Annotated in this window: 11 protein-coding genes; 8 read left to right on the top strand and 3 right to left on the bottom strand. The window is 62.0% G+C overall.

Features of this window, described 5'->3' with window-relative positions; all coding sequences use genetic code 11:
• Window positions 1–7: 7 nt before the first annotated feature.
• Genes U5G49_RS08050 through U5G49_RS08040 form a run of 3 tightly spaced genes read right to left on the bottom strand, consistent with a single transcriptional unit; the run spans window position 8 to window position 3,870 of the window.
• The gene (locus U5G49_RS08050) at window positions 8–1,840 is read right to left on the bottom strand and encodes a TRAP transporter large permease (protein WP_193444231.1); all 1,833 of its coding nucleotides are present in this window, start codon (window positions 1,838–1,840) and stop codon (window positions 8–10) included.
• 24 nt (window positions 1,841–1,864) lie between these two features.
• Entirely contained in the window at window positions 1,865–2,995 is a 1,131-nt protein-coding gene (locus U5G49_RS08045; RefSeq protein WP_018445681.1) for an LLM class flavin-dependent oxidoreductase, read from the bottom strand.
• Between the two features lie 14 nt (window positions 2,996–3,009).
• Window positions 3,010–3,870: an ABC transporter substrate-binding protein gene (locus U5G49_RS08040; RefSeq protein WP_193444230.1), complete on the bottom strand. Its 861-nt coding sequence runs from the start codon at window positions 3,868–3,870 to the stop codon at window positions 3,010–3,012.
• Between the two features lie 219 nt (window positions 3,871–4,089).
• Here U5G49_RS08040 and U5G49_RS08035 point away from each other — a divergent pair, with 219 nt between their 5' ends.
• The 8 genes from U5G49_RS08035 (at window position 4,090) to U5G49_RS08000 (ending at window position 14,381) form a co-directional block, all read left to right on the top strand.
• Window positions 4,090–4,455, top strand: a complete 366-nt coding sequence (locus tag U5G49_RS08035; protein ID WP_193444229.1) for an ArsR/SmtB family transcription factor — start codon at window positions 4,090–4,092, stop codon at window positions 4,453–4,455.
• Window positions 4,456–4,462: 7 nt separating this feature from the next.
• A complete protein-coding gene (locus tag U5G49_RS08030) occupies window positions 4,463–5,092 on the top strand; it encodes a glutathione S-transferase family protein (protein WP_193444228.1) in 630 nt (209 codons plus the stop codon).
• Between the two features lie 171 nt (window positions 5,093–5,263).
• Window positions 5,264–5,851 (top strand): ANTAR domain-containing response regulator, encoded by a 588-nt coding sequence (locus U5G49_RS08025; RefSeq protein ID WP_018241751.1) that lies wholly within the window; start codon window positions 5,264–5,266, stop codon window positions 5,849–5,851.
• Window positions 5,852–5,885: 34 nt separating this feature from the next.
• A complete protein-coding gene (locus tag U5G49_RS08020; protein WP_193444227.1) occupies window positions 5,886–7,166 on the top strand; it encodes a CmpA/NrtA family ABC transporter substrate-binding protein in 1,281 nt (426 codons plus the stop codon).
• Between the two features lie 481 nt (window positions 7,167–7,647).
• Window positions 7,648–8,916 (top strand): MFS transporter, encoded by a 1,269-nt coding sequence (locus tag U5G49_RS08015; protein ID WP_065276422.1) that lies wholly within the window; start codon window positions 7,648–7,650, stop codon window positions 8,914–8,916.
• Window positions 8,917–8,932: 16 nt separating this feature from the next.
• Window positions 8,933–11,383, top strand: coding sequence for a nitrite reductase large subunit NirB (gene nirB / locus U5G49_RS08010; RefSeq protein ID WP_193444226.1), 2,451 nt, complete (start codon window positions 8,933–8,935; stop codon window positions 11,381–11,383).
• Window positions 11,384–11,387: 4 nt separating this feature from the next.
• Window positions 11,388–11,723 carry a nitrite reductase small subunit NirD gene (nirD, locus tag U5G49_RS08005; RefSeq protein WP_018241748.1) on the top strand — a complete coding sequence of 112 codons (336 nt, stop codon included), beginning with the start codon at window positions 11,388–11,390 and terminating at the stop codon, window positions 11,721–11,723.
• Window positions 11,724–14,381 (top strand): nitrate reductase, encoded by a 2,658-nt coding sequence (locus U5G49_RS08000; protein WP_193444225.1) that lies wholly within the window; start codon window positions 11,724–11,726, stop codon window positions 14,379–14,381.
• Window positions 14,382–14,410: the final 29 nt, after the last annotated feature.

The following is a 14,410-nucleotide window of genomic DNA, read 5'->3' as shown; positions in this document are numbered from 1 at the left end:
GTCCTGTTTACGAGAAGATGATGGCCCAGGCGCAAAGGATTGCGAGCGAGACCAGGAGAGCGAGCAGATAGGGAACCACCGCCCGGAAGAGTTCCGAGGCGGGAATGCGCGTGACGCCGCTGACGACGAAGATCAGCATGCCGAGCGGCGGCGTCAGTCCGTGGATCATCAGGTTGACGACGATGATCACCCCGAACTGAATGGGATCGATGCCGGCGGCAACCGCTGCCGGCAGCAGGATCGGGCCGAACAGCAGGATCGCAGCGCCGATATCGAGAACAAGGCCGACAACCAGCAGGATGACGTTCGACAGCAGGATGACCGCAAGCGCGCTGCCGCCGAGTGCCGTCGTCAGATGCGAGATCAGCCCGGACACGTCGTCGACAGCCAGCAGGAAGGCAAAGGGGCCGGCCGTGCCGATGAGGAGACCGATTGCCGCTGCTTCAACTGCTGCCTGGCGAAAGGCGGCATAGAGCGAGAGAATGCCGAGCCGCGCGCCGATGCCGAGCAGCAGCGTGTAGAAAGCAGCAAGCGCAGCCGCTTCCGTGGTCGTGACGATACCGATGCGGATGCCGACGACGACGATGACGCCGAGCCCGAAGGCTGGGATAGCCTGAACCGCTGACTGCCAGCGCTGTCTCGCGTTTGCGCGCGGCAAAGGCACCTGTTCGCTGACCGTCAGATGGATGGCGACTGCCAGGCATATGGCCATCAGCCCGCCGGCAAAGAAACCGCCGACGAGCAGCGAGCCGACGGAAAGATTGGTCGCCGTCGCAAGGATGAGAAATGCGATCGACGGCGGGATGACGTTATCGAGAACCGATGTCGAGGCGATGATCGCCGCTGCCTGCGCCGGCCGATAGCCGTGTTTGACCAGTTCGGGCTGGAAGGTTGACGCGCCGAAAGCGGCATTTGCGACCGACGAGCCGGAGGCGCCGGAAAAAAGGACGCTGGTCAAGAGCGTCGTCTGCGCCAGCCCTGCCCGGCGATGGCCGACCATGGCGGCGGCGAAGCGCACAAGCTGGTTGGCGACGCCGGATGCTGTCAGCAGGCCGCCGGCAAGCAGGAAGAAGGGAATGGCGAGCAGCAGGAATTTCGATATGCCGGTGACAGTCGCGGAAACGATCGCCGGCTCCGGCAGGCTACTGCCGAAGGTGATGACGACATAGGCTGCGGCAAGAAAGGCGTGCGGCAGCGGCGCGGCGAGCAGGAGACCGATTGCCGCAATCAGTCCGAGGAAGATGCTCGGCGGCCAGTCGAGATCGAGCGCGACATGCGGGATACCGGCATAGAGCGCGACACCGACGGCAAGCGAGAGAGCAACCGGCAGGAGCTTGCCTTCGGCAATGCGCTGCAGAACCAGCACGACGAGGATCAGCGCGCCGCCGGCGCCGAGGAAGCCGAAGCGAATCCATTCCGGCACGCCGAGCGTCGGCGAGACGCCGCCGAGCATCGTCATGATCTCGCTGCCGCCGAAGCTCAGGATCAGCGCCGAGAGCACGGTGAAGACATCGGCGCCGATCCGCGTCACCTTCTGCAGGCCTTCCGGCAGCATCTTGACGAAGACGTCGAGGCGCATGGCAAGCGCGCTGTTGAGGCTGAGCGGCGCGCCAAGGGCGATCAGGCCGACATGCAACCAGATGCCGAGATCCTCGGCACCAATGAAGCCGGCGCTGAAGAAATAGCGCAGGCAGACTGTGACGAGCACCATCAAGAGCAGCACGGCGAGAACAAGTGCCGCGGCAATGCCGAGAATCGCCTCGATCGCCCGCAGCAGGCGCACTGCCACCCCGCTGTGCGGAGCGGCCTGTTCGACCGGATGAAATTCACTGGTGGCCACAAAACTTACCTTCTGGCGAGAGGATCAGGCATTCTTGACGGTCGAAAGATCGCGATCGAAGAGCGTCGACCAGGTGTAGTTCCGCGCCTTCGAGACCTCCCTGCTGACATCGAGCCGCGGCAGCACCTTTTCGCCGAAACGATAGGCTTCCTCAAGCAGCGGCATGCCAGAAAGAATGAAAGTATCGACACCAGCCTTCTGATAGGCTTCGAGCGTGCGCAGAACCGTATCCGGAGAGCCGACGATCGCCGTGCCGGGGCCGGGCCTGACCAGGCCGATGCCGGCCCAGAGGTTCGGTGCAACTTCGAGATCGCGCAGATTTTCCGGCTTGAGGCCGCCGTGTAAGGCCGTCATGCGCTGCTGACCGACGGAATCGCTTCTTGCAACGAAACGCTGGTTGGCGGTGATCGCCGCATCATCCATGCGGCCATAGAGATCGGCCGCCGCCTCCCAGGCCTTTTCGTCGGTGTCACGAACGATGACGTAGAGACGGATGCCATATTCCAGTTCACGGCCGTAGTGGGCGGCCCGCGCCTTTACCGCTTCGACCTTCTCGCCGATCTGGGCGGGCGTCTCGCCCCAGGAGAGATAGGTGTCCACATGTTTCGCCGCGACTTCAAGCGCCTTATCCGAGGAGCCACCGAACCAGAGCGGCGGCGGTGCGATGCTCTCGCCGACCGGCAAGGCGAGCTTGGCGCCGTCCGTCGAGAAATACTTGCCCTGATGGGTAACGCTCTCGCCGGCAAAGAGCCGGTGCCAAAGCTGAAGATATTCCTCCGCCATGTCGTAGCGCTCGTCATGCGGCAACATCATCCCATAGGCGCCGAGCATCTTGGCGTCGCCGGAGACGACATTGATCAGCAGCCGGCCGCGGGCGAATTCTTGGAAGGTCGCTGCCATCTTGGCAAGCAATGTCGGCGCGACGAGGCCGGGATGGATGGCGACGAGGAAACGCAGCCGCTCGGTGTGAGCAAGCAGCGCACTCGCCAGCACCCAGACGTCGTGGGCGCCGGTCGCAAACAGGGCGCCGGTATAACCCAGATGGTCATAGGCCTGGGCAAGCTGCTTGTAGTAGCCGTAGTCGACCTGACGCGAGCCTTCCGGCTGCCAGGGATAGGCGCCGTCGGGTGCGCACATGTACCAGAAAACGTTCATCTCCCGATTCCTTGTTATTTCGTCATTTCCGGGCGTTTCAGCACGATGGGCTTGGCGAAATGGCCGTGACGCAGCAGCGTGTCGGCCTCTTCCTGTTGTTCGGCGATGATCTCGTCGTCGATCGGAAACACCGTGAAGTCGCGTGAGCGCACCACCTTTTCCCAGGCATCGATATCCGTTCCGCCGCGGTCGCCAGATCCGCCGCGGTCGCCCGATGCAAGAAGTCTGGCGGCGGTGCGTGGATCGGCGGCGATCTCGTTACCGATCCGGCTGAGTTCGGAGACGATCGCCCGGATCTCCGTTGCCGAAAGGCCGTTCCGTTCCAATGTCCAGAACAAAGAACGGTTGGGAATGGCCGCGCCGCAGCGGACGATCAACCTGACGTCGTCGCGCTCCAGCGCCTTTTCGAGACGCGGCGACATGGCGACCCAGGCATCGACGCGCCTTTCGAGCAGGTCGGCGAGCGAATCGCGCGCGCCGCTTTCGACCCGCTCGACATCGGGCAGGCTCATCCCCTCACCTTCGAGGCTGCGGGCCAGGAGATAGGTGTGAAACGAACCGTCGATCAGCGAGATCCGGCGGTCTTTCAGCTCAGCGACGGAGTAGATCGGACTGTCGCTCCTGACGAAGATGGCGCCGTTGGCCGGGCGCGGCGCGGAGGCAGCGATATATTCGACGCCGAGCCCGCGCATATCCGCCTCGATCGGCGGCGTCGAGCCAGTGCCGCCGAGATCGATCTCGCCACGTTCCAGCAGCACCGCGGTATCGCGGCCTTCGGCATAGGAGAGGAATATCGGCTGCAGATCGACAAAGGCGCCGGGCCAGAGCCGCGCGAGGCGAAGATGCAGGTTATTGGGGTGAACACCAATTTTCATTCTGTGCAACCGATGGCGTGGCTCATAGCAGTCAATTTACTTTTTTATAAATTGATTACGAGGAAGCGGTTGTCGTCAGCAGGAGAAAATCGCCTTTGAAATCCCATAAAATCGATAGGCAATGAAATCTTTTGCCAGATCGAGCGAAGTGAGCGAGCCGGAGTTGAAAATTCAGCGCCGTCACTTTACTTTTTTATAGAACCTTCAAGGACGATACCGTTGACGAAGCCCGTTTCCTCAAGAGTCTGCCGCGATGTCGGCGCAGCCAGCGAATTGCTGAAGCTGATCGCCAATTCCAACCGCCTGGCGATCGTCTGCTATCTCATGGAGACGGAAGCCCCGGTCTCGGCGATGGAGGACGAACTCGGTATCCGCCAGCCGACGCTTTCCCAGCAATTGAGCGAGCTTCGCGAGGCCGGTGTGATCGAAGGACGCCGCGACGGCAAGGCAATCGTCTATCGCGTCATCGATCCGCGCGTCGAGACGATCGTGCAAACTCTGCGGGACATGTTCTCTGGCCTCGACGATGTCACCGGGCGCTTCGGAATGACGAAGCTGCCGGTCGACGAAATGATGTTCGATTGAACCTGGGATGATCGACCTCTATACCTGGATCACGCCGAACGGCCTGAAGGTTTCGATCGCGCTCGAGGAGTTCGGCCTTTCCTATCGCCCCCATGCGATCGACATCACCAAGGGGGACCAATTCCTGCAGGATTTTCTCGCCATCAATCCGGGCGGCAAGATTCCTGTTATCGTCGATCACGAGACCGGCATCACGCTTGCCGAATCCGGCGCCATCCTGCTCTATCTCGCCGAAAAGACCGGCCGCTTCCTGCCCCTGCAGGGTGCCGCCCGGCATCACACGATCGAATGGCTGATGTGGCAGATGGGAGGGTTCGGGCCGACGCTCGGTCACGCCCATTATTTCCTGACCTACAACAGCGGCGAAGCGCCATTCGCGGAGGATCTCTTTCGCAGGGACACCCGCCGCCTGTACGAGACGCTGAACGCGCGGCTCGAAGGCCGCGACTATCTCGTCAACGATTATTCCATCGCCGACATGGCGGTCTGGCCTTGGGTATCCCGATTTCAGCGTCACAAGATCGACCTGAATGCTTTCCCTTATGTCAGGCAATGGTATCTCAGGCTTGCCGCACGGCCACAGCTCAAGCGCGGTTACGCCATTCCTCATTTCACATCCGAAATACCGCAGCCGTGAAGAGACCTTGCCCGGCAGCAATTCTTCGCCGAATTTCGCCAGCTAAGCTACGTGGCGCATTAATTTCGCCCGAAAGTGCGGCAGTTTGATTATTTTTTGCGCACACCTATTTGTGCACACTTTTCAGGCGAACGCCTTGCCAAAATTGCTGCAGTGCGTCATGAATAGACAATGACGCATCTCGATCTGACAATTCTGGTGATCGACGAAAATGCCATACGCGCCTCCATCATCGAAGAAGGACTGCGCGAGGCAGGGCATGTGCGCGTCACCGTGGTCCACGAGGTCAACGGCATCGCGCGAATCATCGAAACGCTGATGCCCGACGTGATCATCATCGATATCGAGAATCCCAACCGCGACATGATGGAGCATCTGTTCCAACTGACGCGCACGGTCAGCCGCCCGATCGCCATGTTCGTCGATCGCTCCGACACGGCCTCGATCGAGGCTGCCGTCGATGCGGGCGTCTCAGCCTATATCGTCGACGGATTGAAGAAGGAACGCGTCAAACCGATCCTCGACATGGCCGTCAGCCGCTTCAATGCCTTCAACCGGCTACGGCGAGAGCTTGCCGATGCCCGCTCCGCGCTGGAGGAACGCAAGCTGGTCGAGCGCGCCAAGGGCATATTGATGAAGATGCGCGGCCTGTCGGAGGAAGAGGCTTTCGCCCTGCTGCGCCAGACAGCGATGAACGAAAAGAAGAAGATGTCGGAAATCGCCCAGAGCGTCGTCACTGCCGCGGGGCTGTTGATGTAATGGCCGACCTGATGAATTTCCGGAGGAAACCGGAGTGGATATGATGACAACGACCTCCAACTCCGGCGGCGACATGCCCTCGCCCGTGCGGGTGAACAACGAAGGACCGAAAGTGCTGCGGGCCGGTTTCATTCCGCTCGTCGATGCATCGGTGCTGATTGCCGCCACAGAATTCGGCTTCGCGCGGAAGGAAGGCCTGACGCTCGATCTCGTCAAGGACGTCTCCTGGGCGAATGTGCGTGACCGCCTGGCATTCCGCCAGTTCGACATTGCCCACATGCTGTCGCCGATGCCCGTCGCCTCCATGCTCGGCCTCGGCTCCAATCCCTCACCGACGATCACGCCATTTTCGCTGGGGCGCGGCGGCAACGCGATCACGCTGTCGACGCGGTTCTTCGACAGGATGCGGAATGACGCGGGATTGCCGGAAACGGCAAGCGCGCTCGACAATGCCCGCGCCCTGGCAAAAATATTGGCGGCAATGAAGGCCCGCGGCGAGCCGCTGCCGACTTTCGGGGTCACCTATCCCTTCTCCTCGCACAATTACGAATTCCGCTACTGGCTGGCGGCCGGCGGCATCGATCCCGACAAGGACGTCAGGCTTGTCGTGGTGCCACCGCCCATGACTTCGGATGCGCTGGCAGCCGGTGCGATTGACGGTTTCTGCGTCGGCGCACCGTGGAACATGGTCGCTTCAGAGCGCGGCGTCGGCCGCATCGTCGCCGCCAAACAGGATATCTGGCCGTCGGCACCGGAAAAGGTAATCGGCATGCGGCCGGACTGGGCGGAAAGCCATCCGGAAACCGTTTCCCGGCTGATCGTGGCCCTCGACGCAGCAGCCCGCTGGTGCGACCGGCCGGAAAATCACGACGCGCTGGCGGCAGCTCTAGCCGACCCGCGCTATATCGCTGCCCCCGTCGAGATTATTCGCCGTGTGCTCGCCGGCGAATTCAGCCTCGACGCAAAAGGTAACCGCCGCATCATCACCGATTATTTCATGTTCCATTCCGGCTTCGCCAATTATCCCCGGCCAAGCCATGCGCTGTGGATTTACAGCCAGATGATCCGCTGGGGACAGGCCGAGGTCAGCCTTAACATGGCAAGGGCCGCAGCATCCGCCTACCGCCCGGATCTCTACCGGACGGCTCTCGGCGACGGCAACGCACCCGACGATGCCGATATCCGCATCGAAGGCGGCGACGAGGGCGACCGCTTCATGGACGGCCACGTCTTCGACCCGGCTAGGTTGCCTGATTATGTCGCAGGCTTTGCCGTTAAAAGCGCCCTGCCCTTCATGTCCGACGACGAGGCCTGATTGACGCCGGCCTGCACAAAACGCCAGCAAGGATCTGCCTGCCTCACAACAAGCGCACAAAAGATTTGCACGACTGATGGCGGCCTGAAAAACATGCATCCGTCAGATTTTTGAATAATATGATTTACATTCAATGGCTTGTACAAGTGACAACAAACTGGCACGCGGTTTGCATTGTCATTGTTGCACCGGTCAATGGCGATCAGCGCAGAATGAGCGCGCGATAGGCGCTCATAGGAGACACAGAGGTTACCCCTTCAGATCGAAGATGTAATCTAAGCTTGAGCAAGCCGGCATACGGATTGCTTCCAGGCAACAGGGCTAGAAGGCCCAAGAATTCGGCGTCCAACGGCGGGCGCCACCAGCAAAGCCGCTGATCAGGATGTTTCGCGCACCTCGTGTATGCGCGTCCTGACCAGCGGCTTTTTGTTTTAACCCTCAGCGATGGATCGGCACGACCTTGTCGGGCCCCGGAGAAGTTATGTCTGTCATCGAGAAAGCACATCCCATGTCGGCCGGCGAACCAGCCAAAGCATTGTGGATCTCCACTGTAGCCTTCACCCTCTGTTTTGCCGTGTGGACGATCTTCGCGATCATCGGCATTCGCATCAAGCAGGATCTCGGGCTGAACGAGGCCGAGTTCGGATTGCTGGTCGGCACCCCCGTGCTGACCGGCTCGCTCGTGCGCATCGTCCTTGGCATCTGGACGGGGCGCTACGGTGGCCGTCTCGTTTACACGCTCACCATGCTGGCCGCCGCATTGGCGACTTTCCTGCTCTCCTACGCCCAGACTTATACGCAGATGTTGATCGCCGGCCTTGGCGTCGGCCTCGCCGGCGGCTCCTTCGCGGTCGGTGTCGCCTATGTCTCGCCTTTCTTCCCGGCTGAGAAGCAGGGAACCGCGCTCGGCATCTTCGGTGCCGGCAATGTCGGCGCGGCTGTGACCAAATTCGCTGCGCCTTTCGTGTTGCTCGCATGGGGCTGGCAGGCGGTTGCCGAGATCTGGGCCGTCTGTCTGGCACTGATGGCAATCGTCTTCTGGTTCACCACGACCGATGATCCGGCCTACCGTCTCCGCCGCGAACGCCGCGTCGCCACCAAGAGTTTTGCCGAGGAATTCGCGCCGCTGCAGAACGTCCAGGTCTGGCGCTTCTCGCTTTACTATTTCTTCGCCTTCGGCGGTTTCGTCGCCCTGTCGCTGTGGCTGCCGCGCTATCTGGTCGGCGTCTACGGCTTCCACCTGGAAACCGCCGGCATGATCGCGGCCGCCTACTCCATCCCGGGCAGCATCTTCCGCGCCTTCGGTGGCGTGCTGTCGGACAAGAAGGGCGCGCGCAGCGTGATGTATACGATGCTTGCCGTATCGGCCGTGGCCACCCTCATCCTTTCGCTGCCGGCTGCTTCTGGGGCCGGGACAGGTCCGGCCTTCGGTATCACCCCCGTCATCTTCATCGTCGTCATCTTCGTGCTCGGGTTCTTCATGAGCCTCGGCAAAGCTGCCGTCTACAAGCACATTCCGGCCTACTACCCAGAAAACGTAGGCGCAGTCGGCGGCATCGTCGGGATGATGGGCGGCCTTGGCGGCTTCATCCTTCCGATCGCCTTTGGCCTCCTCAAGGACATGACCGGCCTCTGGTCCAGCTGTTTCCTGCTGCTCTTCGCGATCGTCGTGATCTCTCTCATCTGGATGCACCTGTCCGTCAAGCAACTGTCGCGCCAAGGGCACTCGGCGCCCCTGGCTGCAACCTGATCAAGGACCTGGAAATATGACCGAAAAACTTGTCATCATCGGCAATGGCATGGCGCCCGGGCGCATGCTGGAGCACCTCTTCGAGCAGGCGCCGGGTCGCTATGAAGTTACGATCTTCAATGCCGAGCCGCGCGTTAATTACGACCGCATCATGCTGTCGCCGGTTCTCTCAGGAGAAAAGGACTACGAACAGATCATCATTCACGGCGACGGCTGGTATATCAAGCATGGCATCATGCTCTACAAGGGCCACAAGATCGTCAACATCGATCGCGCCGCCAAGACCGTCACCTCCGACCACGGCGTCACCGAAAGCTACGACAAGCTGGTGATCGCAACCGGTTCCGTGCCTTTCATCATTCCCGTTCCCGGCAAGGATCTGCCCGGCGTCATCACCTATCGCGATCTCGATGACGTGCAGGCGATGCTGCTTGCCGCTCAATCGCGCGAAAAGGCTGTCGTCATCGGCGGCGGTCTGCTTGGCCTTGAAGCGGCAGCCGGCCTTGCCCAGCGCGGCATGGACGTCACCGTATTGCACGTCATGCCGACGCTGATGGAACGCCAGCTCGACCCCGCCGCCGGCTACCTGCTGCAGAAGGCGGTCGAGGAACGCGGCATCAAGGTCATCTGCAAGGCCAATACCAAGGCGATCGTCGGCAACGGCAAGGTCGAGGGCATCGAGCTTGACGACGGCCGCATCATCCCGGCAACGCTGGTCGTCATGGCCGTCGGCATTCGCCCGAGTGTCGGCCTGGCGAAGGACGCCGGCATTGCAGTCAATCGCGGCATCGTCGTCGATGCCGGCATGCAGACCTCGGATGGCGACATTCTCGCGCTCGGCGAATGTGCCGAGGTCGGCGGCATGGTCTATGGCCTTGTTGCGCCACTCTATGAAATGGCCCGCATCGCCGCCGCGCATCTCTCCGGCGATCGCTCGCCCGCCTTTGTTCACGCGGATACGCCGACCAAGCTCAAGGTCACCGGCATCGAGCTTTATTCACTCGGCGACTTCGCCGACGGCGACGACCGCGAGGAGATCGTGCTGCGCGATGCCAGCGCCGGCGTCTACAAGCGCCTGGTGCTGAAGGACAACAAGATCATCGGCACCGTGCTTTACGGTGAGACCGCTGATGGTGCCTGGTTCAATGACCTGAAGAAGAAGGCAACCGATATTTCGGAGATGCGCGAGACGCTGATCTTCGGACAGGCCTATCAGGGAGGGTCGCCGCTGGACCCTATGGCGGCCGTTGCAGCCTTGCCGGATGACGCGGAGATCTGTGGCTGCAACGGCGTATGCAAGGGCAAAATCACCTCGACGATTTCGGGCAAAGGGCTGACGTCGCTCGACGACGTGCGCGCCCATACCAAGGCATCCGCCTCGTGCGGCTCCTGCACCGGCCTCGTCGAACAACTCATGGCACTGACGCTCGGCGACAGCTACAACCCGGCTGCGGTCCAGCCGATGTGCACCTGCACCGAACTCGGCCATGACGATGTCCGCCGCTTGATCAAGGCGAAGGGTCTGAAGAGCATCCCTGCCGTCATGCAGGAGCTCGAATGGAAGACTTCCTGCGGCTGCGCCAAATGTCGGCCGGCGCTCAACTATTACCTGGTCTGCGATTGGCCCGACGAATATGCCGACGACTACCAGTCGCGTTTCATCAATGAGCGCGTGCACGCCAACATCCAGAAGGACGGCACCTACTCCGTCGTTCCGCGGATGTGGGGCGGCGTCACCAATGCGAACGAGCTGCGCGCCATCGCCGATGTCGTCGACAAGTTCGAGATTCCGATGGTGAAGGTCACCGGCGGCCAGCGCATCGATCTGCTCGGCATCGAGAAGGAAGACCTGCCCGCCGTCTGGGCCGATCTCGGCAAGGCCGGCTTCGTCTCCGGCCAAGCCTATGCCAAGGGTCTGCGCACGGTGAAGACCTGCGTCGGCTCTGATTGGTGTCGCTTCGGCACGCAGGATTCCACCGGTCTCGGCATCCGCATCGAGAGGTTGATGTGGGGCTCCTGGACGCCGGCCAAACTGAAGATGGCCGTGTCCGGCTGCCCGCGCAACTGCGCGGAAGCAACCTGCAAGGACATCGGCGTGATCTGCGTGGATTCCGGTTTCGAGATCCATTTCGCTGGTGCAGCCGGGCTCGACATCAAGGGCACGGAGGTCCTTGGGCTTGTCCGGACCGAGGACGAGGCGCTGGAGCATATCGTGGCACTGACGCAGATGTACCGCGAGCAGGCCCGCTATCTCGAGCGGATCTACAAGTGGGCCAAGCGCGTCGGCCTGGAGGAAATCCGCCGCCAGATCATGGGCGATGCCGAAAAGCGCAAAGCCTATTACGAACGCTTCGTCTTCAGCCAAAAATTTGCCCAGGTCGATCCCTGGTCGGAGCGTGTCTCCGGCAAGGACAAGCACGAGTTCAAGCCGATGGCGACGATCGGCTATCCGCAGGCTGCAGAGTAAGGAGATGGACATGAACTGGATCGCAATCGGTGACATCTCCGATATCCCGCTGCGCGGTGCGCGCTGCGTGAAGACGCCGCAGGGCAAGATTGCCGTCTTCCGCACGGCCGAAAACGAGGTCTTCGCCATCGAGGATCACTGCCCGCACAAGGGCGGCCCGCTCTCCCAGGGCATCGTCCACGCCAAGTCAGTCACCTGCCCGCTGCACAACTGGGTGATCTCGCTGGAAACAGGCAGGGCGCTCGGCGCCGACGAAGGCGAGGTCCGGACGATACCGGTGCTGAACGAAGACGGCCGGCTGTTCATCGCCTTGGAAAGCCTGATGATGGCGGCGGAGTAGATGGCGGCTGAGGTCAAAACCACCTGTCCCTATTGCGGCGTCGGCTGCGGCGTTCTCGCCACGATCGACGAGGCAGGCGCAGTCAGCGTCAAAGGAGATCCCGAGCATCCGGCGAATTTCGGCCGGCTCTGCTCGAAGGGTTCTGCCCTTGCCGAAACCATCGACCTCGATGGCCGGCTTCTCTACCCCGAGATCGCAGGCGAACGGAGCGACTGGGACGAGGCGCTTGATCTGGTCGCCCGGCGTTTTTCTGAAACGATCGCCGAACACGGGCCTGACGCGGTTGCCTTCTACGTCTCGGGCCAGTTGCTGACCGAGGATTACTACGTTGCCAACAAGCTGATGAAGGGCTTCATCGGTTCCGGCAATATCGACACCAATTCAAGGCTCTGCATGTCCTCTTCCGTGGCGGGGCATCGCCGCGCCTTCGGCGCCGATACGGTGCCTGGGACCTATGAGGATATCGAGCTTGCGGATCTGGTGATCCTGACCGGCTCCAATCTTGCCTGGTGTCATCCCGTCATCTACCAGCGGCTTGCCGCCGCAAAGACGGCGCGGCCAAACATGCGGATCGTCGTCATCGATCCGCGCCGGACGATGACCTGCGATATTGCCGACCTGCATCTCGCCATCCGTCCGGACGGCGACGTCGCGCTGTTCATGGGACTGCTTGCCCATCTCGCGACCAGTCCGGCAATCGACCAGAATTATATCGCCGCCCATACCGAAGGTTTCGCCGAAGCTTTTGCGGCGGCGGCAGCGCTTGATATCAACGATCTCCTGGAGCGGACCGGCCTGCCGGCCATGCAGATCAGGGAGTTCTTCCGCCTGTTCGAGACGACGCCGAAGGTCGTGACCTGCTACAGCCAGGGTGTCAACCAATCCTCCTCCGGCACCGACAAGGTCAATGCAATCCTCAACTGCCACCTGGCGACCGGTCGCATTGGCCGTCCCGGCATGGGACCGTTCTCGCTGACCGGCCAGCCCAACGCCATGGGCGGGCGCGAGGTCGGCGGTCTCGCCAATATGCTTGCCGCCCATATGGCGATCGAGAATGCCGACGATCGGGATCGCGTGCAGCGCTTCTGGAACTCGCCCGTCATCGCCGCAAAGCCCGGCCTGAAGGCAGTCGACATGTTCCGCGCCGTGGCCGACGGGCGCATCAAGGCGCTCTGGATCATGGCGACCAATCCCGTCGTCTCGATGCCGGATGCCGACAGCGTCGAAAGCGCGATCGCCGCCTGTCCCTTCGTCGTCGTGTCGGACATCCTCAAAGAGACGGACACGACCCGGCACGCAGATGTGCTTCTGCCCTCGCTCGGCTGGGGCGAGAAGGATGGCACCGTCACCAATTCCGAACGGCGCATTTCAAGGCAACGGCCGTTTCTCGACATTCCCGGCGATGCGAGGGCGGACTGGTGGCAGCTTGCAGAGGTCGGACGCCGCATGGGATTTGCTGGCGCCTTCGATTTTGATGCGCCGGACGCAATCTTTGCGGAGCATGCCGCGCTTTCGGCCTTCGAAAATAACGGCAGCCGCGATTTCGACATCGGCGCGCGCGCCGGCATGAGCGGCGGCGCCTATGAGGAGCTGTCGCCCTTTCAGTGGCCGCACGCCGCAGGGACCGCACCCAGCGTCACCCGCTTCTTTGCCGAGGGCGGTTTCTTCCATCCCGATGGCAAGGCGCGCTTCGTCGCGGTCAAACCGCCCGCAACCGATCGCACCAATGCCGAGTACCCCTTCACGCTGAATACCGGGCGCATCCGCGACCAGTGGCACACGATGACGCGAACCGGAAAAAGCGCGCGGCTTTCTGCCCATATCGCCGAACCTTTTGCGGAAATCCATCCGCGCGACGCGATCGAGACCGGTATATCAAGCGCGGGCCTCGTCGAAATCGACAGCCCGCACGGCAAGGCAATCGTCAGGGCGCTGGTCACCGATCGCCAGGCACGCGGCGGCATCTTTGCGCCGATGCACTGGAACGACCAGTTCGCCGCAAGAGCGCGGATCGACGCCGTGGTCGCACCGATCACCGATCCTGTTTCCGGTCAGCCGGCATCGAAGAACGTTGCCGTCGCCGTCCGGCCGTTTCGCGCCACCCATTACGGTTTCGCCGTCTCCGCCACAAAACCCGCCACGCCTGACGCCGCCTATTGGGCACTGGCAAAAGCCGCCGGCGGCTGGCGGCTGGAGCTTGCTTTCGGCGAAAACGTCGAAGACTGGACGGCCTGGTGCCGCGCGGTTTTCGCCATTCCGGCAGAGATCGAACCGCTTGGTTATGCCGACCGGCAATCCGGCGACCTGAGGCTCGCCTTCTTCGATGGCGAGGTCTTGCTTGCCGCGCTGTTTCTCGCCCGCGAGCCCGTCGCCGTCGCACGCAACTGGGCGATCTCGCAGCTTTCAGCCTCGCATGGCGACCTCAGGAAACGCTTTGCGCTCGTTGCAGGCCGTCCCGGCGCCGGCAGGCCGGATCCAGGTGCCACCGTCTGCTCCTGCTTCAGTGTCGGGGTCAACCAGATCGCTGCTGCCGTGCGCGGCGGATGTCACAGCGTCGAGGCGGTCGGCAAGGAAACGAGCGCTGGAACCAATTGCGGCTCCTGCCGCAGCGAAATCGGCAGGATCATCGATCGCTGTCTTGCCGCAGCCGCGGAATGAACCGTACAAAAGCAAGCAGGACGCAGCCG

The organism is Rhizobium indigoferae (genome assembly GCF_034554815.1).
Classification (GTDB): Bacteria; Pseudomonadota; Alphaproteobacteria; order Rhizobiales; family Rhizobiaceae; genus Rhizobium; species Rhizobium leguminosarum.
The sequence above is the reverse complement of the archived record's forward strand: the minus strand, read 5'-3'. Positions and strand labels throughout refer to the sequence as shown.

Coding starts and splice junctions, on each gene's coding strand:
- U5G49_RS08045 (WP_018445681.1), bottom strand. CDS start 2,995: ATGAACGTTTTCTGGTACATGTGCGCACCCGACGGCGCCTATCCCTGG.
- U5G49_RS08040 (WP_193444230.1), bottom strand. CDS start 3,870: ATGAAAATTGGTGTTCACCCCAATAACCTGCATCTTCGCCTCGCGCGG.
- U5G49_RS08030 (WP_193444228.1), top strand. CDS start 4,463: ATGATCGACCTCTATACCTGGATCACGCCGAACGGCCTGAAGGTTTCG.
- U5G49_RS08025 (WP_018241751.1), top strand. CDS start 5,264: ATGACGCATCTCGATCTGACAATTCTGGTGATCGACGAAAATGCCATA.
- U5G49_RS08015 (WP_065276422.1), top strand. CDS start 7,648: ATGTCTGTCATCGAGAAAGCACATCCCATGTCGGCCGGCGAACCAGCC.
- nirB (WP_193444226.1), top strand. CDS start 8,933: ATGACCGAAAAACTTGTCATCATCGGCAATGGCATGGCGCCCGGGCGC.
- nirD (WP_018241748.1), top strand. CDS start 11,388: ATGGACATGAACTGGATCGCAATCGGTGACATCTCCGATATCCCGCTG.
- U5G49_RS08000 (WP_193444225.1), top strand. CDS start 11,724: ATGGCGGCTGAGGTCAAAACCACCTGTCCCTATTGCGGCGTCGGCTGC.